Raw genomic sequence first — 21448 nt, 5'->3', positions numbered from 1 at the left:
TTCGTTCGGCGGCCGCCCGGTGCCGTACCGGCTGGTCTCCACCGCCCGGGGCGTCCAGGTCGAAGCGGACGTCACCGCGAAGTCGGGCGAACTCCAGGTGCGACTCCGGTGAACAAGCGCTCGTTACCGCGCCGGCCTGCGGGCCTCGCCCGATCAGATCGACAGGAGGCAATCCCGCTGGGTTGATGCCGCTGTCACGTTGTCCGGGTAAGGCCGCGGCTGACCAGGTCGACCGCCGCGGTGATGCCGTCCTCGGCGCTGATCAGTTCTCCGAGGCGTGCGGCGCGGGCGCGCATGCCGTCGTCGGCGAGCGTCGTGCGGAGGGCGGTGGCAAAGGAGCTTGCGGACAACATCGGCCGTGGCAGCGGCCGCGGTCCCACGCCGAGCTCGGCGACTCTCTTCGCCCAGAAGGGTTGGTCGACTCCGTGCGGCACGACAACAGCGGGAACGCCGGCCCGCAGAGCGGCAGCGGTGGTGCCGGCACCGCCGTGGTGTACCACCGCCGCGCACCGGGGGAACAGCCACGAGTGGGGCACCTGGTCGATGACCAGTACGTTGTCGGAGGCGGCGATGTCGCTCATGCCGCTCCACCCGGTGAGCAGCACCGCCCGCACACCGGCTCGCCGGATTGCCTCGGTGACTGTCCGGGCGGTCGCGGCGGGATCACCGCTCACCATGCTGCCGAAGCCGATGCAGACCGGAGCCTCGCCCGAATCGAGAAACGTGACGAGCTCCGCCGGCGGAGTCCACGCCTGCTCCTCGGGCAGAAACCAGTAACCGGTCACGTTCCAGGTCGCGGGCACGGCTACGACGTGCCTGCTGAACCCGTAGACCGAGAGCCGTGCGCTGCTCGGCCGGGACCGGCGGCGGGGCAGGCCGAGCACCTCGGTGCGCACGGCACGGGAGACGGCGCGGAAGGGCAGTGTCAGAGCCGATTCGGTGATCGCCGAGCCGATCAGGTTGCCCGCGGCTCCGGTCCAGGGCGGCATCCAGGGCGTCAGCACACCCGTGAGCGCGGGGGATACCGCCCCCACCGGATGCAGGTGCGCGTGCACTAAAGGGATGCCTAGCCGCTCCGCCACGTCGAGCCCGAGCACCGCTCCGCCGATACCTCCCAGCACGGCATCGCTGCCGTCGGCGTAGTCGAGCAGGGCGCGAGCGTTCGCCAACGACTGCCGGACCAGCTGCTCGCGCATGCCCTTGGGGACAACACCGCGGGAAAACCCGGTCTGAGCCGCCGCGCGAGCGGCGTCGTCCATGCGTCCGGGCAGCGGTACCGCGTCGAGCCCCATGCCGATCAGCCAGCCGGTGAAGTCTTCCGGCGCGACGACCCGTATCCGGTGTCCTGCTTGCTGCAGGCCCAGGGCCAGCGCGGCATAGGGCTGGACGCCGCCGCGCGTGTCGATGGCCACGACGCAGATCTGCACAGACACCTCCATTGCAACTAACCGTTGCAATAGTAGCTGACGGTATCTCCCGGCGTCCACCGCGCCGCACTTGCCACGGTGGGCGAGCGACTCACGCAATCAGGCGCGAGGTTAGTGGTGCGACCCGCGATATCGTCGCGAGGGCTGCGGTGTTGGCAGCCAGATCGGAGCTGGGGATGGGTGAGGGTCCAGGGGAGTCGAGCCGTCGTGACGTGGGACGCGCTCGAGGCGCCCCTGTAGTGGCGGCGATCCTCGCGGCGGTGCGCGCCGAACTGGCCGAGAATGGGCTCGATCAGTTGAGCGTCGACCGCGTCGCGCGCCGCGCCGAGGTCAACAAGACCAGCGTCTACCGGCGGTGGTCCACCAAAGAAGCCCTCGTCGCCGCCGCGATGGACGGGTTGCGCACCGAGTTCGCCGGTAGTCCCGATACCGGCAACCTGCGAGATGATCTGCACGCTCTGGCCAAGCCCATCGCGGAGTTCTTGTCACGCGCTGAGGGTTCCGCCCTGGCGCGGGCGGCCATCAGTAGCGGCGCCACGAGCGACATCGCGTCCTTCGCCGCACGTCAGATGAGCGAGCAGGCGGCACCGGTGTTCGCCATCGCCGCGCGGGCCCGTCGCCGTGGGGAGTGGAACGAGGACACCGACCCCCAGCAGGTGATATTCAGCCTGGTCGGCGCGATCATGCACCGAGTGCTCCTCGAACACGCCGACGCCACGGGCCCGTGGCTCGGCTCACTTGTGGACCTGCTCCATCGCGGCGCAGCCGCGCCACGCTAGTCCTCCGGCGCGCGCCTGGGACTGCCAAGTGGGGAATGGCCGCCGACCAGGGAGCCCCGTCGGCGGCTTTGGAGACCCGGATGCTTTCGGCCTCCGGCTGCCAGGTGACGACGGTCTGCAAGCCCCGGTCGCCGTCGCCGATGAGGGGCATCAGGTCCCGCGTTCGGCGTCGCGGACGATCGAGCGGGCGAGCCAGGCGAACACCTGGTTGTGCGCCGGTTTCTGGAGGTGCCAGTAGGCGTGGCCCAGTGGGGAGGCCGGGGCGAACCGCACCCGCTGCCACAGCAGGCTCCCGGTGCCGGCCGGGTCTGCGCGCAGGGTGAGTTCGGCGTCGCCGGGCAGGCGCATGTCCGCGGCCAGCACGAGTTCGCGGTGGGTATCGTCGCGGCGGCGGACCGTCCAGAAGTCGACGACGTCGCCGGTCACCGGCCGGTCGGGGCGTCCGCGGTAGGCGCCCGCCCCGCCGAGCAGCCCGTCGAGCAAGCCGCGCAGGGCCCACGCCGGTGCGGGCGGGAACCGGCCGTGGTCGCCGCCGAGGGCGGTGATCGCCCGCCACAGCCGGTGCGGGCCGGCTTGGGCGAGCCGGGTGTACTCCTCCTGGTACGCCGGACCGGCGGGTGCCTGCGGCACCGGAACGCCGAGTGCCGTGCGCAGGGCGTTGTCGAGGCTGGTCGGTCCGCCAAGCGGGGGCGCCAGGACCGATTCGGCCGGGGTGTCGGCCGGGAGCAGGTCGTGCTCGAGCGACGCGAACAGCGGACCCGCGACGGTGGCGGGCACCGGCGAGGTCAGCCCGGCGATCCGCGCGGCGGTCTCGTGAGACCAGAACGGCGACGGCAAGGTGAGCGCGGCAGGCCGCCGCAGGAGGCGGGCGCACCGACGCACGAGGCCGTCGTAGCTGATCGTTTCCGGCCCGCTGACGTCGAACCGGCCCCGCAGCGGCGGGTGGCCAGCCGCGGCCCGCAGGTAGTGGCGGACATCGGCGAGCGCCACGGGGCGGCTGCGGCGGGCCGTCCACCCGGGCCGCGGCCGGACCGGCAGCCGCGCAGTGCGCGACAGCAGCTCGACCCCGGCCGATCCGCGGCCGAGGACCATCGACGCCTGCAGCGCGATCGCCGGGACCTCGCCGTCGAGCAGGATGCCGGCCACCTCGGAGCGGGACGCCAGGTGCGGCGACGTGGCCGCCGTCGGCCGTGGTCCGCCGAGGAAGACGAGCTGCCGGACCCCGGCGGCCGCCGCCGCGGCAGCGAGGCGCTGCGCGATGACGCGGTCCCGGCCGGCGAAGTCCGCGTGCGCCAGCGAGTGCATGAGGTGGAAGACCACGTCCGCGCCGTCGCACACGGTCTCGAGTGCGCGCGGGTCCGTGGCGTCCCCGAGCGTCACGCCGATCCGGTGCGGGAAGCCGTGCTCCGCCGTGCGGGAGAGGACCTGGACGGGGTGCCCGGCGGCGGCGAGGTCGGCGACGAGCGCGCGCCCGACGAACCCGGTCGCGCCCAGCACGGCGCAGCGGGGCGGCGGGCCGCCGTCGGCCATGCGACGTCCTTTCGTAGGCGATGCAGAGACGTCACAAACGTAAGCCGTCCGGGCTGCGCCCGCCGGGAGAGAAGACCTGTCACGCGCTCGGAGCGGTAGCGCCGCCTACCGGCTCTCGTGCGCAGTACGGAGTAAGCGCAGGTAGGATCAGTGGCGGACGACCCGTCCTCGGAGTCGCTCACGCAGGAATTTGCATCGCATTTGTATCGTAGAGTCGGATGGCGGGCTCGATGCCGCCGCGGAGGTGCCATGCAGCCGAACTGGCCGCCGGGGCTGTCGCTGATCCGGGAGCGGCTGCGCGACGCCCTGTTCGCCCGGGTGGCGGGGCCCGACGGGCCGCGCAACCGCGCCCGCATCCACGGCACGCCGGGAGAGCGCTGGTTCGGGCCGGACAGCGCGATCCGGCGGGTGCACGGGGACACGGCCATGTTCGTGGGCGGCCTGCGCGCGCTGCTGCTGCAGTCGCTGCACCCGCTGGCGATGGCGGCGGTGGCCGCGCACTCGGGCTACCGCGGCGACCCGTGGGGCCGGTTGCAGCGCACGAGCACCTTCCTCGCCGTGACGACGTTCGGCACGGCCGAGGACGCCGAGCGCGCGGTCGAGACCGTGCGTTCGGTCCACCGGCGGGTGCGGGGGGTGGCCCCGGACGGGCGGCCCTACCGGGCCGACGACCCACGGTTGCTGGCGTGGGTGCACCTCGCCGAAGTCGACAGCTTCCTGCGCGCCCACCAGCGCTACGGCGCGCACCCCCTCGACGAGGCGGGGTGCGACTCCTACGTCGCCGAGACGGCCGTGATCGCCCGGGCGCTCGGGGTGCCCTACCCACCGGTGACCCGGGCCGGGCTCGAGAAGGCGCTCGCCGCGTACCGGCCCGAGCTGCGCGGTACCCCGGAAGCCCGGCAGGCCGCCCGGTTCCTCCTGCTCACCCCGCCGGTCCCGTGGCCGGCGCGGCTTCCCTACGCCGCGCTGGCCGCCTCGGCGGTGGCGATGCTGCCGGCGTGGACGCGCCCGCAGCTGCGCCTCCCGCGGCTGCCGGTCGCCGAAGCGACCGTCGTCCCGCTTGCCGGGCACGGTCTGGTGAAGGCCGTGCGCTGGGCGATGACCGCGGCCTGAGCGGCCAGTCGGTCGTCATGCAGCTCGCGTGGCGGGCGTCAGTGTGGAGTGTTGTCGATGACCTCCTTGGTGGCATTGACGTAGGCATCGAGAAATCGGCGGACGACGGTGAGCTCGGATTCGGTGAACTGCGTCATTTCCACGTCGATGCGGGCGCCCAGGGGGCCGAAGTACTCGACAGCGGCCTGCTGGCCTCGGGCTCCGTAGTGCAGGTGCACCTTCCGGCGGTCGGTTTCACTGCGCCGGCGTCGCAGATGACCGGTGCGCTCGAGCCGGTCCACGACCCGGGTCACCGCGCCGGAGGTCATGCCCAGGCGCGTGCCGAGGTCGCCGGCCGTGATCGGGTGGCCGCCGGCTTCGGCGTGCATGACCGCCACCAGTGCGGTTACGTCCGTGGGATGCAGGTCGTTCCGCTCGGCGAAGGCGTGCGCCAGCTGCTCGTGGACCGCGCTGAGTTCTCTGGCCAGCTGCATGATGTCCTCGGCCAGTCGCTGCCGCGGCGTGGCCGGTGTCCTGAACATCGGCGTCGAAGAGCCTTCTGTCACTTGCCGAGCGTACCTCGATCAGTCATTATGTGACTCAGTCAGACATTGCCTGAGGAAGGTTTTGCTGTGGCCCGGAGTGTTTTCCGCCCGTCCGCGGGTCAGTGGGTTGTCGCGGCCGCCGCTGTCGCCCAGTTGGTCAGTCCGTTGTTCTTCCTCGGTGACGACGCCTTGACGTCCGGGCGCGCCGGCGAACCGGCTCTCGTTCCGGCGGGCTACACCTTTGCCATCTGGGCGGTGATCTGCGTGCTCGGGGCCGCCTGGGGGGTGTGGCAGCTATTCCCGTCGTCGCGTGGCGACGCCGCCGGGAGACGGGTGGCCTGGCCGCTGGCCGGGGTGTTCGCCGGGTTCACCGGATGGCTGGTGATCACCAGGACCGGGCCGGTGTGGGGCACTGTCGTGGTGTTCGCGGCGATGCTCGTGCTGCTGCTGATCGCGATGCGCCGCCTCGCCGGCGATCGGACGAGCACGCCCGGCAAGGTGCTGTTGCGCTGCCTGCTCGGTGTCTACGCAGGCTGGTCGAGCGTCGCGGTGTGGGTCAACTTGACCACGGTGCTCGCCGACTATGGTCTGGTGCCCGGCACGAGGACCGGTCTGGTGATCCAGATCGCCGCCCTGTTCGCCGCGGTGGTCACGGTGACCCTGGTGATCCTCCGCCGGGGACCCCACCCGGCTTACGTCGGCGCCGTGGGATGGGCCTTGGCTGGGGCCGCCATCGGCGCTTCGAGCAAGAACGCCGTCATCCTGACGGTGCTCGCGACGATCGCTCTCGCCGCGGTGCTCATCCTCGCCGCCACGCTGATCGGACGGCACCCGGGAAACCGGAATGTCCACAGTGGAGCTTGACGGGCGAGCGGTTGCCGACCGCTGCCCTCATGTCGCACCTGACCCGGCAGATGCCTGGCGAGAGAAGACCGGCGTGCCGACGCTGGAGCGGCCGCCAGTCAGTGGAGGCCGAGCCGGCTGACGATCTCCTCCCGTTCCGCCAGCTTGGCGTGCGAGGTTTCTCCATGGGCGTTCAGCAGGAGGGCGACGAGCGCTTCGATCGAGGCGATCGTGGGCACGAAGCTGTCGTAGGCCGAGGGAGCGGTGACCTGCTGGGCCAGGACCACGGCGGCGTGGTGGCTGACGGGGGACAGCCACGGGTCGGTGAACAGGACGATCGTGGCTTTGCGTTCGGCGGCCAGTTCGGCCAGCCGCTCGGTCGGCGGTTCGTAGCGACGGTAGTCGAACAGCACGAGAACGTCTTTCGGACCGAACGAGGCGGCCGCCGAGGCGCGGTGCACGGGGTGCTCGGGAAGGAGGTCGACCGCGTCGCGCAGCTGCATGAGGTGCAACGCGAGGTACTGGGCGAACAGGCCGCTGAACCGGCCACCGGCGAGGGAGATCCTTTTCCTGGGGTCGCTGAGGAGGGCGATCGTGCGGTCCAGGTCGCGTTCGCTGGTCTCGGCGAAGGTGCGCTGGATCGCCCGGCCGAACTGCCCGCCGGCGTGGTCGAGGACGCCGTTGGGGTCGGCCGGTTCGCCCGCAGCCGGGTGGAGCGTCAGCGGCGAGGCGTCGCGCGCGCCCAGCTCGTCGCGCAGGACGGCCTGGAACGCGGGGAAGCCGGAGTAGCCGAGGCGGGTGACCAGGCGCAACACCGTCGGGGCGCTGACCTTGGCCTGCGTGGCCAGGACCGCGAGGGTTTCGAAGCCGGCCGCGGGGTAGTTGGCCAGCAGGACACGGGCGACCTTCGTCTCGGCCGGGCTGAGCTCGCCGAGCCGCCGCCGGATCTGCTCGGCAACGGTGTCGACGGGCATGGCGGGCTCCTCTTCGGCCGGAGGCGGCGGGCCCGCCTCCGGCCAAAGTAGCGTGCTCATCCGCGGCTCGTGCACTCTGCCGAGCCGACGTCCAGCCGCAGGCCGAGGACGCTCGGGGGCACCGCGCCGGGCTTGGCCCACACGCCGGTTTCCCGGGACTTGGCGATCCGGACGTCGAAGCGCGGGCCGGTCTCCCAGGTGTGGGCGGTGGTGGCGCGGGTCGTTGCGTTGCTCGCCAGTGCGCGGGCCGTGCGCAGCAGCGAGTAGGGCGAGCCTGCCGGGTTCCGCGGCGAGGAGAAGACGTCGTCGTTGGCCGGGACCGGCGTTCGGTCGGCGGGGGTGGTGGGCCGCGAGCCGGGAGCGGGGGTGATCGCGCGGGCGGTGGGCGTGTACCGGTCGCCGGTGGTGAGGTAGTCGTAGCGGACGTCGGTGATCGACCACCCGCAGGGCCGGGCTTTTGGCCGGGCGTGGCTCAGGTCCAGCACGGTCACGCCGTGCTCGCCGAGCACCCGGAGGGTTTCGCCGGGCGAGCGGGGGTGGTCCACCACGAGCGCGGTGTTCTCGTCCAGGGCGTAGACGCGGTCGTGCCCGGTGTCGGCGGCCAGCCGCAGGGATCGGCCCTCACGCCCCTGCACGCCGGTGTGGGTGTCCAGCAGGCCGGAGGTGAGCAGGCCGAAGCCGCCGGCGGGCAGGTAGCCCAGCACCGACGGGTCGTCGAAGTAGCCGGGCCTGCTGCCGTCCCGCAGGCCCTCGTAGGAGTCGCCGCCGGTGACCATGTCCGGGCCGGAGGCGATCTGGGCTCCGGCGCTGGAGCCCGAGATCACCGCGCCGTCGCGGAACCGGGCCCGGATGGCCGCCATGACCTTGCTGTCGGTGTGGCGATCGCCGCGCAGCAGGGTTGTGACGTAGCGGTACTGGTCGCCGCCCCCGAAGAAGAACCCGGTCATCCCGCGGACCTGTGCGGCGACCGCGTCGGACTCCGCGGCGTCGCGGTGGTCGAGGTCGACCGGGATCCACGCCGCGTCGGCCGCCCCGTGCTGCTTGAACAGCGCCGCGTAGTAGGCGCCGTTGCATTCGGAGTTGGCGCACTTGGCGGGGTCGTGGGCGTCCGGGTCCTGGCTGGCCGGCACGGACGCGGCGGTGATGATGCCGATCCGGGCGCCGGATCCGCCGGCTCGGTGGATGATTTCGTCGTAGACGGCGTCGTTGCCGTCGGCGAGGGCCCCGCCGACGAGCACGAGTGATCCCCGCGGAGCCGGGGCCGACGCGGACGCGGGCGTGGCGGAGACCAGGACGAGCAGTGCGGCCGAGAGCGCGCCGAGGGTGGAACGACCGAGCATCACAGGTCCTTTCGCGGGTTTCGAGTGCCGCAGGCGGCGATGAGTCCGGAGAGCAGGGCGACGCGGCCGGGCACGGAGGCGACGTCGAGCCACTCCCCGGGGGTGTGGTCCGCGCCGCCGATCGGCCCGAGCCCGTCCAGGACCGGAACCCCCTGTCCGGCGATGAAGTTGGCGTCGCCCACACCGCCGGTGGTGGCCGCGTCGACGGCGAAGCCCAGCTGCTCACCGAGGGTGCGGGCGCGGGCGAGCAGCCGGTGTGCGCCGGGACTGGCTTCCATGACCGGGCAGTCGTCGAGCTGGGTCACGACGGCGTGGGTCCCGTCGACGGCCAGCTGCCCGGCGAGTTCGTGGACGACCTTGGCCGCCCGCTCCATGTCGTCCCTGGTGGACGAACGGACCTCGAGTTCGAGGTCGGCTTCGGCGCAGACGATGTTGGTGCGGCGGCCGGCGCGGATCATCCCGACGTTGACCGTCACCCCGGGCAGCCGGCCGTTGAGCGCTTGCAGCCGGAGGACGAGGTCGGCCGCCGCCAAGGCCGCGCTGGCGCCCCGCTCCGGTTCGATGCCGGCGTGGGCGGCGCGGCCGGTGATCCCGATGTGGAAGTCCGCGACGCCCTTGCGGGCGACGACCAGGGAGCCGTCCTCCCGCGCGCATTCCAGGGCGAGGGCGACGTCGGCTTCCGCCGCCAGGGCTTCGGTGACCGGCCGGCTCGCGGGCGAGCCGGCTTCTTCGTCCGGCGTGGCGAGGAAGACCAGTTCGGCGAAGTCGCGGAAACGCCGCTCCAGCAACAGGTCCGTGGCTGTGAGGCCGGCCAGCAGGCCGCCTTTGTCGTCGCTGACGCCGGGCCCGTAGGCGCGGCCGCCGTCGATCCGGAACGGCCGGGCGGCGGCGGTCCCGCGGTCGAACACGGTGTCGAGGTGCCCGGCCAGCAGGATCCGCGCACCTCCCCGGGCGGCGGGCACCCGGCCGGTCAGCCGGCCGACCACCGCGTCTCCGCGCCCGTCGAGGGAGACTCGTTCGACGGCGAAGCCCTGCCGAGCGAGGGTCCGTGTCACCCGGGATGCCACGGCGTTGACGCCTTCGGGGTCGTCCGAGCCGGAGTCGAGGGCGACGAGTTCGGCGAGTTCGGCCAGGTAGCGGGGCAGGTGCCCGGTCGCGGCGCGGTGTAACGCGGTGATCAGCCGCGGTCCGGCGGTCACAGCACCTTCGCCAGGAAGTCGCGGGTGCGCTGCTGACGCGGCCGGGTCAGGACCTCACGCGGGTCGCCGTGTTCGACGACGACGCCGTCGTCCATGAAGACCGCCGTGTCGGCAACCTCGCGCGCGAACCCGATCTCGTGGGTGACGACGACCATCGTCATGCCGTCGGCCGCCAGCCGGCGCATGACGTCCAGCACGTCGCCGACCAGTTCCGGATCGAGCGCGGACGTCGGCTCGTCGAACAGCATCAGCTTGGGCCGCATGGCCAGGGCCCGCGCGATGGCGACCCGCTGCTGCTGCCCGCCGGACAGCTGGGCCGGGTAATGGCCCGCCCGATCGGCCAGGCCGACCTGGGCGAGCAGTTCCCGGGACCGCTCGCGGGCCGCCGCCTTGCTCAGCCGGGCGACCCGGACCGGTGCCTCCATGACGTTCTCTTCGGCGGTCAGGTGCCCGAACAGGTTGAACCGCTGGAAGACCATGCCGATGTCCCGGCGGCGGCGGGCGACTTCGCGTTCGTTCAGTTCGAGGAGCTTGTCGCCGTGGCGCCGGTAGCCGACGTAGTCGCTGTCGATCGACAGCTGGCCGCCGTCGATCTTCTCGAGGTGGTTCATGCACCGCAGCAGCGTGGACTTGCCGGAGCCGGACGGGCCCAGCAGGCAGCACACCTGACCCGCGCCGACCTCGAGGTCGATCCCGCGCAGCACCTCCAGGGGACCGAACCGCTTGCGTACTCCCCGCGCGCTGACCATCGCCGGGCTCATCGGCTTTCCTTCCCGTCGGGGCGGCGGAACAGACCGCCGAGCAACCGGGCCGCCACGCCCGGGCCGGTGGCCGCGGTGCCGCGGCCGAAGCGCCGTTCCAGCCAGGACTGCGGACCCGCCAGCAGGGTGACCAGGGCCAGGTACCAGGCGCCCGCCACCACCAGCATCGGGATGACCTGGTAGTTCTGGGCGTAGACGTCCTGGATGTTCGACATCAGGTCGTGCGCGGAGATGATCGACACCAGCGCCGTCATCTTCAGCATGTTGATCACCTCGTTGCCCATCGGCGGGATGATCACCCGCATCGCCTGGGGCAGCACGATCCGGCGCAGGGTGAGGGCAGGTGGCATGCCCAGCGAGTGGGCTGCTTCGGACTGTCCGATGTCGACGGACTGGATGCCGGCCCGCACGATCTCGCTGCAGTACGCGGCCTCGTTCAGGCCCAGCGCCAGGAGCGCGGCGACGGCCGGGGTGAGCACGGAGTTGGTGTCCACGCTGAAGAAGGTGATGTGGGTGAACGGGACACCGATCATGATCCGCTGGTACAGCGCACCCGCGTAGCCCCAGAAGATGATCTGGACCAGCAGCGGCGTGCCGCGGAAGAACCACACGAACAGGCTGCCGAGGCCGGCCAGCACGGGGTTCTTCGAAAGCCGGAGCACGGCGATCACGGTGCCCAGTACGAGCCCCAGGACCATGGCGGCCACCGTCAGCCACAACGTCGTGGCGAGGCCGCGGAAAACGAGGTCAGCGAACAGATACTGCCCGACGATCTCCCAGTGCACATTCGGGTTCTTGGCCAGTGAGCCGATCACGCCGACGAGCGCGGTCAGCGCGACGAGCGCAGTGACCGCGCGGCCCCAGTGTCGCAAGGGGACGGTCGTCAGCTCGGTCGCGTGGGCCGGGTCGGTCGTGGGTTCGGATTCGGTGGGGGTGGTCACCTCAGGCCTCCCCGGCGTTGCGCGTGGCCTTCGGGATGGCGATCGATTCGACGCCGTAGGTGGCGCAGATCTTCTTCAGCGTGCCGTCGTCGATCAGGCCCTGCAGGGCCTTCTGGATGGCGTCGGTCAGCTGCGGCAGGCGCTTGGACACGCCGATTCCGTTGGGAGTGGCGTCGTAGCCGCCACCCGCGGCCGCGTCCTCGACCGACTCGAACGCCGCACCGCCGTCGGCGGTCTTGGCCGTCCAGCCGGCGGCCGGTTTGGTCAGGACTTCGGCGGCGACCTTGCCGGAGCGGAGCGCGAGCTGCGCGTCGGAGTCCTTCGGGAAGGTCTGGATCCGGATCGGCGCCGGGCACGCCGGCTGCTGGGCGTTGAGCAGGTCGAGCTGGTGGGTCGCGACCTGGACGGCGACGGGTTTGCCGCAAAGGTCCTTCAGCGACGCGATCTTCTCCGGGTTGCCCTTCGCGACGAGGATGCCCGAGCCGGACACCGAGTAGTCGACGAAGTCGAGGACCTGCTGCCGCTTCTTGGTGTCGGTGATGGCCGACATCACCACGTCGTACTTGCCCGCCTGGATCGCCGGGACGATCCCGTCGAACTTCTGCGGGCTGAACGCGAACCGGACCCCGAGCCGGCCGCCGAGGGCCTGGCCCAGGTCGTAGTCGAGCCCGGTGAGGTCCGGTTGACCCTCTTTCACGAACATTTCGAAGGGGGCGTAGGGCACGTCGGAGGCCACCCGGACGGTCCCGGCGTCACGGATCGCGGCGGGCAGCGCGTCGTGCAGGGCGGCGTCCACCTCGATGGCGGTGCCCGCCACGACGACGCGCTGGCCGGGCGCAGCGGCTGGGGCGGAGGCGCAGCCGGTCAGCGCGGAAGCCAGGCAGGTGGCGAGCACGGCGGCGAGAGTGCCGTGGCGAAGGGCGGTTTTCGGGGCCATGCAGGCCTCCCTGTCGGCGGTGGGGGCGGAGAGTGGAACGAAACTTACATCTTTGCTGACTTCAGGTCTAGATGTAATGTGCATTACAGACTGAACCTGGAGGAGCCGATGCGTTTTCGCCAGCTCACCGCGGTGGCCGCGGGCCTTGCCCTGGCTGTCACCGCGATTTCCCCCGCCCAAGCGTCCGTGACCCGGACCCGCGCGGGCAGCACATCCGACGTCTCCCGCTCGAGCTGGTCCGGGCCCGCGTTCACGATGAACGGGTCCGGCGCGGTCGTCGACGCGAGCATGCGCCGGGCGATCGACACCATCCGTGGCGGGACCGGCAGCCTCGACGTCGTCGTCCTCGCCGGCTCGACGCCCTCGAGCGGCAGCAGCACGCCCGAATGTGACGCCGTCACCCGGCTGCCCGGAGTGAACTCCTGCACGACCTGGGTGCTGACCCGAGCCTCCGACGGCGACGACACCCGGGTGAACGCCGACGTTCGCAACGCCGAGTTCGTCTACTTCGCCGGCGGCGACCAATGCCGCTACGCGGCGTGGAAGGGAACCGCGCTGCAGGCGTCGGTGCAATCCGTGATCGCCAAGGGCGGCGGCGCGGGTGGCGGCAGCGCCGGCACCCACATCAACAGTTCGATCGTCTACAACGGATGCGGCGCGAGCGTCGACAGCCGGACCGCGCTCGATGATCCGTACAGCCCCGACATCACCTTCACCACCGGCATGTTCTCCTGGCCGAACTACGCGAACACGATCAACGACTCCCACTTCGTGACCCGCGACCGCATGGGACGCCTGATGGCCTTCACCGCAAGAGCGGTGGCGGACCACCTCACCAAGAACGTTGCCGCCTGGGGCGTCGGCGTCGAGGAAGGCGGTTCGTTGTTCCTCGACCGAACCGGCCTGGCGACCCTCTACGGCGAAGATGCCTACATCGTCGTCGCCGACCATCAACCCGAGCGCGCCGAGCCCGGCCGGGCCCTCACTTACTACGGGTTCAAGATCTGGCGCCTGAATCCCGGATCGACGTTCGACTTCCGCAACCGTCCCTCGTCGGGGTACTACACCCGCGACGTCATCACGGGTGAGCCGGACGGAAGCCTCTATACGCCGTGAATCCTCGCGCCGCGGCCTGCGATGAACTGCGTCCTGGTGACGGGGATCACCACGGCCGAGCCGACGGCGCAAGGCAACGGCCCCTCGTCCGGGCGCCCCCCAGTGGCGCCCGGACGAGGGAGCAGGTTTCCGGTGGCCGCACGGCCTTCCTGGAGTCGGTCGCAAATCTAGTAGCAGACCTGCTGTCCCTTGGTGATGTACTCGTAGTAGCCCTTGCCGCAGCTGAGGTGGAACAGGTGCCGTGGCTGGGCGCTTTGGCCGCCGTAGACGCCGCCCGCCGCGGTCAGCTTCGCGTTGTACATCAGCGAGAAGTGCAGGTGCGGTGCGAATCCGCCGGTTCCGCCGACCAGGCCGATGATCGTCGCGTCGGTGACGTGCTGGCCTCGGCTGACCAGGATCTTGCTGAGGTGGCAGACGACGCTCCACCAGCCTCCGCCGTGATCGACGATGATGTACTGCCCGCACGTCTGCCATCCTGATGGGGCCCAGCCGGCGTAGAGCACCGTTCCCGGGCCGCCGGGCGCCAGAACTTGGTCGCCCTCGCGCAGCCCCAGGTCGAGGGCGTAGTACTGGTTCATCTGCAGTGCGGTGTTGCAGTTGACGTGATAGCCCTCGCCATAATACGAGCCGTTTTGCCACGCGTAGCCGGCGCCGCCGTTGGCGGAAACGGTCAGCGGGGTCTGCAGGAACTTGTTCGTCGGCCAGTCGACACATCCCGAGGCCGTCGAGGGGGACGCCGGTGCGGCCTCCGCGGATGCAGGCAGCAAAGCGCCCGCGCCGAGTGTGGTCGCCACGACGATCGCCGACAGCCAGCGGCGAATGTTCATGGATTCCTCCATCCAGATCGGAAATTCGGTAACTGCGTCCGAAGTCTTCTCGTGAGGCTTTGGAGGAGGAAGTCCGGTAAAAGGCGGACAGGGCGTGTGGTGTGAACGACCGGCAGTCGCAGGCGACCTGGCTATGCCGTGGGTGACAACGGCACGGTCAGCTTCACGCAGGTGCCGCTACCCGGTGCCGATTCGACCGTGACGTCGCCTCCGGCTTCGGTGATCCGACGGCGGATCGAGTGTTCGAGACCGCGTCCGCAGGTGTGGCTGCCGGGATCGAAGCCATGACCGTGATCGAGGACGGTGACCACGAGGCTGTCCGGCACGGCCGCGACGCGCAGGAACGCCTCGTCGATGCCGGCGTGCTTGGCCACATTGGTCAACGCCTCGTGGGTGGCACCGACCACGGCCGACCGCACTGCCGTGGGCAACGCGGTGCGCAGGTGTGGGCGGACGGTGAGGATGGTTGCGTTGAGTTCGACCCGCAAGCCGGAGCGCGCCTGCCGGCGCAGCACCTCGACGAGGTCGGAGTAGAGGTCGCCGGGCTGCGGTGGTTCGCCGGTCTCCACGAACGCCCGCAGCCAGCCCGCTTCGGCGGCGACGTGTCCATGGAACTCCTCGTCGGGAATGAGGTCGCTGCGGCTCAACGTCTCCAGGGTTTGCAACGCGTGATCGTGCAGCAGTCGTGAGTAGTAACTGCGTTGTTGCTCGGCCGCGAGAGCGCCCGCGTGGGCCACTTCACCGGCGCGGCTGAGATCCAGTTCGTGTGCGGTGCGCAGCATGACCCGGGTCACGGCCCACGCGACGAGGGTGTTGGCGAAATAGCTGATCGCGTTGGGCAGGACGTTCCACACCGGGTCACGATGAAGCAGCATCGCGGACAGGCCATAGCCACCGGCCAGCACGACGGTGGCGAACACCACCAGGCTCAGCTGCCGCAGGCCGATCCCGATCCCGACGGCCATCACGATGGTGAACGGGTACATGAAATGGACCCAGGTGTGCCCGTCGGCCGGCCGGCTGAGCCAAGCGCCGGCCGTCAACGCCGCGACACAGAATCCCAGGTCCGCCCACAGCCACCCGGCCGGTATCGTGCCCCGCCGCAGGCACACGCTCGCGAACGCGGCGCTTTCCGCGGTTACCGTGGCGGCGAGCAGAACAGTTCCGCTCGGATGCTCGTAGTGGTCGTGGACGGTCACGATGGCGAAGGCGATCTGGACGAGGCCGGCGAGGCGGAACAGCACCACCGCCCGGACCAGGACCCGCTCGGCGCGTTGGACGCTGTCGGTCACGGCGGGCCGCTCCCGCGGCGCTGCCAGGCCGCGGTCAGCTCCGCCTTGTTGCCCACCTGGAGTTTCGCCCTGATCCGCTCGACGTAGGTGTCCACAGTGGATTCCTTCACCCCCATCCTCGCTGCGGCCTGCGCGTGGGTCAGCCCGCAGGAGATGTATTCCAGCGTCTGCTGTTCACGGGGTGACAGGTCGGCGGTGGGGTTCGGGCGGGCCAGTTCGGCATGCAGGATGTCGGCCAGCTTGGGTGACAGGGCAAACCCGCCGGCGGCGACGGTGGTCACCGCTGCGACGATCACGTCGAGGCTGCATTGCTTGGTCAAGTAGCCGTGCGCACCGGCGCGCACGGCACCGACCACGTCGGCCGGTCGTCCCGAAGCCGACATCACCAGGACGTTGTGCGCGGCCGCGACCTGCCGAACGAGTTCCAGAGACGGCTGCTCGCCACCGAGGTACAGATCGAGCACGACGACATCGACCTCGCTGTCTCCTGCGGACAGCACGCCGGTCAATTCGTCGGCCGACCCCGTGGACAGCGCCACGATCCCGTCCGGCAGGTCGGTCAGCGCCTGTTCCAGGCCACGGCGGGCGACTGGGTGATCGTCAAGCAGCGCGATCCTCACGATGGCTCCCTCGTGACGGCAGCGAGAGCATCATCGCGGAAATTCGGTCGCCATGTCTAGGGACTCCAGGCGGCCAGGAAGTCGTCTTTCTGAGGATCGGCGACTATCGTCCTGATCGGTGTAAGCGGCGTTCGCCATGCCACTGCGATCCAGCCATCATCTCGCCATGACGCGTGGCCGTTGTCTCGCTCCGGTACCACCGGGCTCTTCCGGGGTGATTGTCACCGGTCCAAGTCCGCGCGTTCAACCAGGGACCAGAGGTGAACGTGGTCTCGCGGCGACGTCGTTCGTCCGCACCCGCAGTTGCCGCGCCCACGCGGCCCGCCTTGCACTGCCATCGCCCTCGGTGCCGCAGCCGAACATCGCCGGAGTGGCTCGAGGACTACGTGCTCACCTGACCGGCGACGCGCGTCTCCCATACCCGCCACAGCGCCGGTCAAGGCTGGGCCGGACGGGCGACGGTGCTTAGCGTCCACGTCGCGGGTTCACGCGGACGGGTCCTCCGGCGGCGGCGGATCCTTTCTCGTCGCCGTGTCGCCGAAATATCCGTCCGCGTGCCGCATCACATAATTCGACCTGCCGGTGGTATGCCTCAGGAGCCTTGTGCGGCGTCGTAGGCTGCCCGCGCTTCCCAGCCGTAGTAAGGGTGGTACTCGTAGTTGCCGACTCCGATACTGATGCTGCCGATCTGGATGCCGGACCCGTTCGCGGTGGTGAAGCCCTGCAGGAACGGGCCGCCGCTCGAACCACCGCCCTGCACGCAGTCGATGCCCCAGACGCCGCCGCCTGCATGGCCACCGGCGAAGGTGTCCGTGCCGGCGCACCAGTTCATCTGCTGCCCGTTTTCCTCAGCGGCGGAGCCGCCGTAGCCGAAGGAGTAAACATACTGGGCAGGGGCCAGGTCGAAGCCGATGCCCTGGCCGCCCACCGCGTCGACCAGTCGTGTCCCGTTGACTTGGCCCACGGTGACGAAAGCGGCGTCCCATGCGGCGTCGGAATCACCGATGCGCTGGGACTCCCAGTGCAGTGGGGTGGCCGCGAAGGTGCCGTGCGGCCGGTTCCCGTGGTCGTACCCCGGGATGAACACCCAGTTCTGGTAGGCGGTGCCGTCGGGGTCCACCACACAATGCCCGGCGGTGGCCACGACGGATTTGTTCCCGCTGTTCACGGCGTCACCGGAACATGCGTAGTCCCCGTTGGTTTTGGGGTTGTGGAAGAAGACTTTTCCGCCGGTGGTGGAAATCAGGCCACCGCCGGTCCATCGCTGCGGCGACGTCGCTTGAAGTGCTGCGTATGAGGCCGGTTTTTTTCCGTGTTCGGGAAAGGCTGCCGGCTGGCGGTAAGGGCGGCTTGGCCGGTCCGCGGGTGAACCGGCACGGCTCGAGTGGTAGGTCGGCGCGACGGCATCGGCGTCCTTGGCTGCTGCAAGGCGTTGCGGTGTCCAGTACCGAAGGGCGCTCGATTGCTGCTGCTCGCTGACGACGGCGCTGTCGGCGGAGGCGGGGGTGGCCAGGACAGCCTGGCTGAACAGTGCTGCCGAAGCGAGCCCGGCCAGCACCATGCTGCGTGTTCTCGTCTGCAGCGTGTACTCCAGGGTCAGAGATTGCCTGATTTCACGGATCATTCATCGGTGTAGGGAGACCTGGCGGCATCTCCGCAGTGCACCTACGACGGTAACCGTCGCAAAAATCCGTGGTCAACGACACAAATGGACAAAGTTGCATGCTTGTTGCCTAGCAGGTATAGCGTCAACCTGTAAAGACTGATAATTCTTCCTAAACGGAAGAGTCGATGGCCACGCGGTGCCGCAGTGCCGGGCGGACCCGGCTAACGCAGCTGCCAGAGGTGGTCCGCGGTTCCGTTGTCGCCGAACTGGACGACTTGGGCGCTGTCGGCCGTGGACATCCGGTCGACGCCGAGGACCTTGCCGGAGTTGCGGTTCACGATCCGGAACCAGCCGCTGCCGTCCTCGCGCAGGCGCCATTCGTGGTCGGGGGTGCCGTTGTCGGTGAACTGGACGACGATCGCGCTGTCCGCGGTGGACATGACGTCCACGCCGAGGACCTTGCTCGAGTGGGCGTTGCGGATCAGGAACCAGCCGGCCGCCGTCGGTTCGAAGGTCCAGAGGTGGTCGTCGGTGCCGTTGTCGGAGAATTGGACCACCCGCGCGCTGTCGGCGGTGGACATCTGGTCGACGCCGAGCACTTTGCCGGAGTTGCGGTTCTCGATGCGCACCCGGCCGTCCGGGACGAGCCGCCACAGGTGGTCCGCGGTGCCGGTGTCGCCGAATTGCACGACCTGCGCGCTGTCGGCGGTGGACATCTGGTCGACGCCGAGGACCTTTGCGGAGTTGCGGTTCTTCAGCCGCCACCAGCCGTCGCCGTTGTCGATCAGCTGCCAGAGGTGGTCCGAGGTGCCGTTGTCGGTGAACTGCACGACGGGGGCGCTGTCGGCGGTGGACATCCGGTCGACGCCGAGGACTTTGCCCGAGTGGTGGTTGCGGATGCGGTACCAGCCGTCGCCGTTCGCCACGAGGTGCCAGAGGTGGTCGTCGGTGCCGTTGTCGGTGAACTGGACCACCCGCGCGCTGTCGGCGGTGGACATCTGGTCGACGCCGAGGGCCTTTCCGGAGTTGCGGTTGACGATCCGGAAGGCCGCCCCGCCGCCGCCGGGCGTCCACGGGTGGCCGTCCGGGTCGGCCATCGGGAACGACGTGATCCGCAGCCGTGCGGCGCCCATCGGGATGAGGGTGATCGTTTCGACTGCCCCGTCACTGCGGGCCGGGGACGCTTGCAGCGGCGTGACGACGTTCTGGTCGTCGGCGGTCCACTCGGCGATCTTCCGTGCTGTGGCGGTGATCTTGACCGGTGCGGTGTCGGGCGTGAAGGGGTTGGCGGGCAGTGCGCCGCCGGTCGCGGAGAAGGTCAGCGAGGCGCCGGCCGTGAGCCCGTAGTTCCACGGTGTAGTCGCGTGCACCGCGTACTCGGGGAACTGCGCGGTGCCGCCGAGCTGCTGGTAGCTCTCGCCGATCTTCAGCGAGTAGGTCAGCGGGCCGTGGTCGACCGAGACGGAGTCGTGGTTCGCCGGCCACGTCCGGGTCGTGGTGCGCTGCGGGAGCGTCAGCGTGACGACGTCGCCGTTGCCCCACGTCCGGTCGACCTTGACGAACGCCGGCCCGGCCGTCGCGGTCACGGCCGCTCCGGCCACGACCAGCCGCGGCGCCGCGCACCACGCGGGGATCCGGAAGTAGAGCGGGAACGGCAGCGGTTTCGGCGTCCGGACGGTGAAGGTGATCTGCTCGGAGAAGGGGTAGGCGGTGTCTTCGGTGATGGTGACCGAGGTGCCGTCGGCGACCTTGGCCGTGACGCTGCTGGCTGCGTACATCGCGGCGGCGAGGCCGTTGTCCGGGGTGGCGAGCCAGAGTTCTTCGGTGAAGTAGGGCCAGCCCATGCCGTAGTTGTGCGGGCAGCAGCGGTACTGGTCCACGCCGGGCAGGTAGGCCTGCATCGCGAAGCCGTTCTGGAACTGGCCTTCGGTCTTCGGCACGTCGTCCAGGTCGACGCTGTTGGCGCTGGTGATGTAGTGCACCGCGCGGCCGGCCGGGTCGAGCGCGGCGGGCAGGGAGTTGAAGGCCAGGTCCTCGCAGCGGTCGGCCCACACCGGGTCGCCGGTCAGCCGGGTGAGCAGCTGGTGGCTGGCCATGAATTCGACGATCCCGCAGGTCTCGAAACCTTGCCGCGGGTCCCCGAATCCGGGCCGCGCGTTCTCGTCGCCGGCGAAGCCGCCACCGGGGAACTGGCCGTAGGCCGCCATGATCGTGTCGTAGTCGGCGTAGGTGGCCTGGACGAGGTCGGCTGAGCCGGTGCGCATCGCGTACTGCGCCGGCTCGCGGAAGCCCTGGGCGACGTTGACGTTGTGCAGGCTCGGCAGGTTCCGGACCCAGTTCGCGCCGTAGGCGTGGATCTTGTCGGCGAGATCGAGCAGGAAGGTGTCGCCGGTGCGGTTGAAGAGCCAGAAGACGGTATCGAGGCCGTCACCCCACCGCACGGACACCCAGCTGGAGTCGAACGCGCTCTTGCCCTGGGCGTTCATGTACCGGAGGAACCGGGTGAGGAACGGGATGATCCGCGCGTCGCCGGTGTACTCCTGCCAAGAACGCAGTGCCTGCAGCAGCGGAAGGTAGGGCCAGAAGTCGGGGCCGTTGTTGAGGGCGGTGCGCAGCGCGGTGGGACCGAAGAACCCGTCGGCCTGCTGGGTGGCGAGGATAGCGTCGATCCACTTCGCGGCGGCGGCCCTCGCGGCGGCATCGCCGGTCACCGCGGCGAGGTCGACGTAGCCGCGCAGCCAGTACGGGACCTCCTCCCAGCCGCTGCGCTCGGGGTGGACCCAGCCGCTGGTGGCGAAGTCGAGGAAGTGCGACGTTTCGGCGTAGTGCCCGCACAGCCCGTCCAGCTGCAGCTGTAGCTGGCCGGCCAGCCAGCCGCGGGCGGTGACGGCGCCGGGCGGGAGCTTGAGGAAGGCGGCAGGCTTCAAGGGTGCAGCGTTGGGCGCGTACCACCCGCCCTTTGCGGGGGCGACATTCCGGCCTGGCAACGCGGTGGCGGCGGCTTGGCCGACGTTTACGCCGGACAGCAGGATGGTGGAGACGGCTCCGGCGACGAACTTCCTGCGGTTGAGCGACATGGGACAAGCCCCCCTGCGCCGTTACAACGTTGTAAAAACAGTCATACCCCGACCGGTGCGATGCTGTAAATGCTCGACGGCGAACCTGGCGACTTCCTGTCCAGCCGCGTAATGACGCGAGCCTCCGTGGAACATGCCGTCACCTTGGCATCGGGTCCTGTGCCTCCTGTCGTTTCCCCCGTCACGCCTCTTGAGGAGATGAGGCGTTGACCAGCCGGCTCGGATCCCAGTCGCGCAGCTCCGTTCGGCGAAGCCGTCGTCGGTGCAGGGCTGGTGGGCGCGGACGGAGCCGAGGTCGGCGTGGCGGAGGAAGCTAGGCAGGACGCCGGTGCCGACGATGGCATCGTAGGTGTGGCCGACGACGGGGGCGAAGTCGATGGGCAGCGGGAGATGGGCTGCAGTAGCCCGAGCCGGATCCGGACGTCGCGGGGAGCGTCTGTCGGCGGTTAGCTTGAGTTTTAACGTCTGCGTGGTCGATGGAGACCCTGCCGATCATGAGTGAAGCCCTTGGTCGATCATTCCTTCTTGCGACAGACGGAAGA

The 21448-nt window shown here is 70.2% G+C and carries 18 protein-coding genes; 4 read left to right on the top strand and 14 right to left on the bottom strand.

Annotated features, from left to right (window positions below):
• Positions 1 to 194: 194 nt before the first annotated feature.
• Positions 195 to 1427, bottom strand: coding sequence for a glycosyltransferase (locus ABZW17_RS45230; RefSeq protein ID WP_354828737.1), 1233 nt, complete (start codon positions 1425 to 1427; stop codon positions 195 to 197).
• 239 nt (positions 1428 to 1666) lie between these two features.
• Here ABZW17_RS45230 and ABZW17_RS45225 point away from each other — a divergent pair, with 239 nt between their 5' ends.
• The gene (locus ABZW17_RS45225; RefSeq protein WP_354828734.1) at positions 1667 to 2206 is read left to right on the top strand and encodes a TetR/AcrR family transcriptional regulator; all 540 of its coding nucleotides are present in this window, start codon (positions 1667 to 1669) and stop codon (positions 2204 to 2206) included.
• A gap of 150 nt (positions 2207 to 2356) precedes the next feature.
• Here the strand turns inward: ABZW17_RS45225 and ABZW17_RS45220 are convergent, their stop codons facing one another.
• Positions 2357 to 3736, bottom strand: a complete 1380-nt coding sequence (locus tag ABZW17_RS45220; protein WP_354828731.1) for a DUF2867 domain-containing protein — start codon at positions 3734 to 3736, stop codon at positions 2357 to 2359.
• 249 nt (positions 3737 to 3985) lie between these two features.
• Here ABZW17_RS45220 and ABZW17_RS45215 point away from each other — a divergent pair, with 249 nt between their 5' ends.
• On the top strand, positions 3986 to 4849 hold the full coding sequence (locus ABZW17_RS45215) for an oxygenase MpaB family protein (protein WP_354828729.1): 864 nt from the start codon (positions 3986 to 3988) through the stop codon (positions 4847 to 4849).
• A gap of 38 nt (positions 4850 to 4887) precedes the next feature.
• Here ABZW17_RS45215 and ABZW17_RS45210 read toward each other — a convergent pair whose 3' ends face one another.
• Positions 4888 to 5394 carry a MarR family winged helix-turn-helix transcriptional regulator gene (locus tag ABZW17_RS45210; protein WP_354828726.1) on the bottom strand — a complete coding sequence of 169 codons (507 nt, stop codon included), beginning with the start codon at positions 5392 to 5394 and terminating at the stop codon, positions 4888 to 4890.
• A 132-nt stretch (positions 5395 to 5526) separates the two neighbouring features.
• Here ABZW17_RS45210 and ABZW17_RS45205 point away from each other — a divergent pair, with 132 nt between their 5' ends.
• Complete coding sequence (locus ABZW17_RS45205; RefSeq protein ID WP_354828723.1) at positions 5527 to 6237, top strand: hypothetical protein; 711 nt, start codon at positions 5527 to 5529, stop codon at positions 6235 to 6237.
• 98 nt (positions 6238 to 6335) lie between these two features.
• On the opposite strand, the gene ABZW17_RS45200 is transcribed toward ABZW17_RS45205, so the two are convergent.
• Genes ABZW17_RS45200 through ABZW17_RS45175 form a run of 6 tightly spaced genes read right to left on the bottom strand, consistent with a single transcriptional unit; the run spans position 6336 to position 12368 of the window.
• Positions 6336 to 7190 carry a MurR/RpiR family transcriptional regulator gene (locus tag ABZW17_RS45200; protein ID WP_354828720.1) on the bottom strand — a complete coding sequence of 285 codons (855 nt, stop codon included), beginning with the start codon at positions 7188 to 7190 and terminating at the stop codon, positions 6336 to 6338.
• A 56-nt stretch (positions 7191 to 7246) separates the two neighbouring features.
• A complete protein-coding gene (locus ABZW17_RS45195) occupies positions 7247 to 8530 on the bottom strand; it encodes a cyanophycinase (RefSeq protein WP_354828717.1) in 1284 nt (427 codons plus the stop codon).
• A complete protein-coding gene (locus ABZW17_RS45190) occupies positions 8530 to 9729 on the bottom strand; it encodes a M20 family metallopeptidase (protein WP_354828714.1) in 1200 nt (399 codons plus the stop codon). The genes ABZW17_RS45195 and ABZW17_RS45190 overlap by 1 nt, the downstream gene beginning before the upstream one ends.
• Complete coding sequence (locus ABZW17_RS45185; protein WP_354828711.1) at positions 9726 to 10490, bottom strand: amino acid ABC transporter ATP-binding protein; 765 nt, start codon at positions 10488 to 10490, stop codon at positions 9726 to 9728. The genes ABZW17_RS45190 and ABZW17_RS45185 overlap by 4 nt, the downstream gene beginning before the upstream one ends.
• Complete coding sequence (locus ABZW17_RS45180) at positions 10487 to 11431, bottom strand: amino acid ABC transporter permease (RefSeq protein ID WP_354828708.1); 945 nt, start codon at positions 11429 to 11431, stop codon at positions 10487 to 10489. Before ABZW17_RS45180 ends, ABZW17_RS45185 begins: the two co-directional genes overlap by 4 nt.
• Before the next feature lies 1 nt (position 11432).
• A complete protein-coding gene (locus ABZW17_RS45175; protein ID WP_354828705.1) occupies positions 11433 to 12368 on the bottom strand; it encodes an ABC transporter substrate-binding protein in 936 nt (311 codons plus the stop codon).
• Here ABZW17_RS45175 and ABZW17_RS45170 point away from each other — a divergent pair.
• Entirely contained in the window at positions 12342 to 13484 is a 1143-nt protein-coding gene (locus tag ABZW17_RS45170) for a hypothetical protein (protein ID WP_354828702.1), read from the top strand. The two genes, ABZW17_RS45175 and ABZW17_RS45170, sit on opposite strands and share 27 nt — an antisense overlap.
• A gap of 167 nt (positions 13485 to 13651) precedes the next feature.
• On the opposite strand, the gene ABZW17_RS45165 is transcribed toward ABZW17_RS45170, so the two are convergent.
• The 5 genes from ABZW17_RS45165 to ABZW17_RS45145 form a co-directional block, all read right to left on the bottom strand.
• Positions 13652 to 14311: a M23 family metallopeptidase gene (locus tag ABZW17_RS45165; RefSeq protein ID WP_354828699.1), complete on the bottom strand. Its 660-nt coding sequence runs from the start codon at positions 14309 to 14311 to the stop codon at positions 13652 to 13654.
• A 131-nt stretch (positions 14312 to 14442) separates the two neighbouring features.
• Positions 14443 to 15603 (bottom strand): ATP-binding protein, encoded by a 1161-nt coding sequence (locus ABZW17_RS45160; protein ID WP_354828697.1) that lies wholly within the window; start codon positions 15601 to 15603, stop codon positions 14443 to 14445.
• Positions 15600 to 16223: a response regulator transcription factor gene (locus tag ABZW17_RS45155; RefSeq protein WP_354828695.1), complete on the bottom strand. Its 624-nt coding sequence runs from the start codon at positions 16221 to 16223 to the stop codon at positions 15600 to 15602. Before ABZW17_RS45155 ends, ABZW17_RS45160 begins: the two co-directional genes overlap by 4 nt.
• A 592-nt stretch (positions 16224 to 16815) precedes the next feature.
• The gene (locus ABZW17_RS45150) at positions 16816 to 17847 is read right to left on the bottom strand and encodes a hypothetical protein (protein ID WP_354828693.1); all 1032 of its coding nucleotides are present in this window, start codon (positions 17845 to 17847) and stop codon (positions 16816 to 16818) included.
• 203 nt (positions 17848 to 18050) lie between these two features.
• A complete protein-coding gene (locus tag ABZW17_RS45145; RefSeq protein ID WP_354828690.1) occupies positions 18051 to 20906 on the bottom strand; it encodes an RICIN domain-containing protein in 2856 nt (951 codons plus the stop codon).
• Between the last annotated feature and the right edge of the window lie 542 nt (positions 20907 to 21448).

It is taken from the genome of Amycolatopsis sp. NPDC004625, from assembly GCF_040609695.1.
In the GTDB taxonomy this organism is placed as follows: domain Bacteria; phylum Actinomycetota; class Actinomycetes; order Mycobacteriales; family Pseudonocardiaceae; genus Amycolatopsis.
Note: the sequence above shows the minus strand (reverse complement) of the source record. Positions and strands in the feature narration are given on the sequence as shown.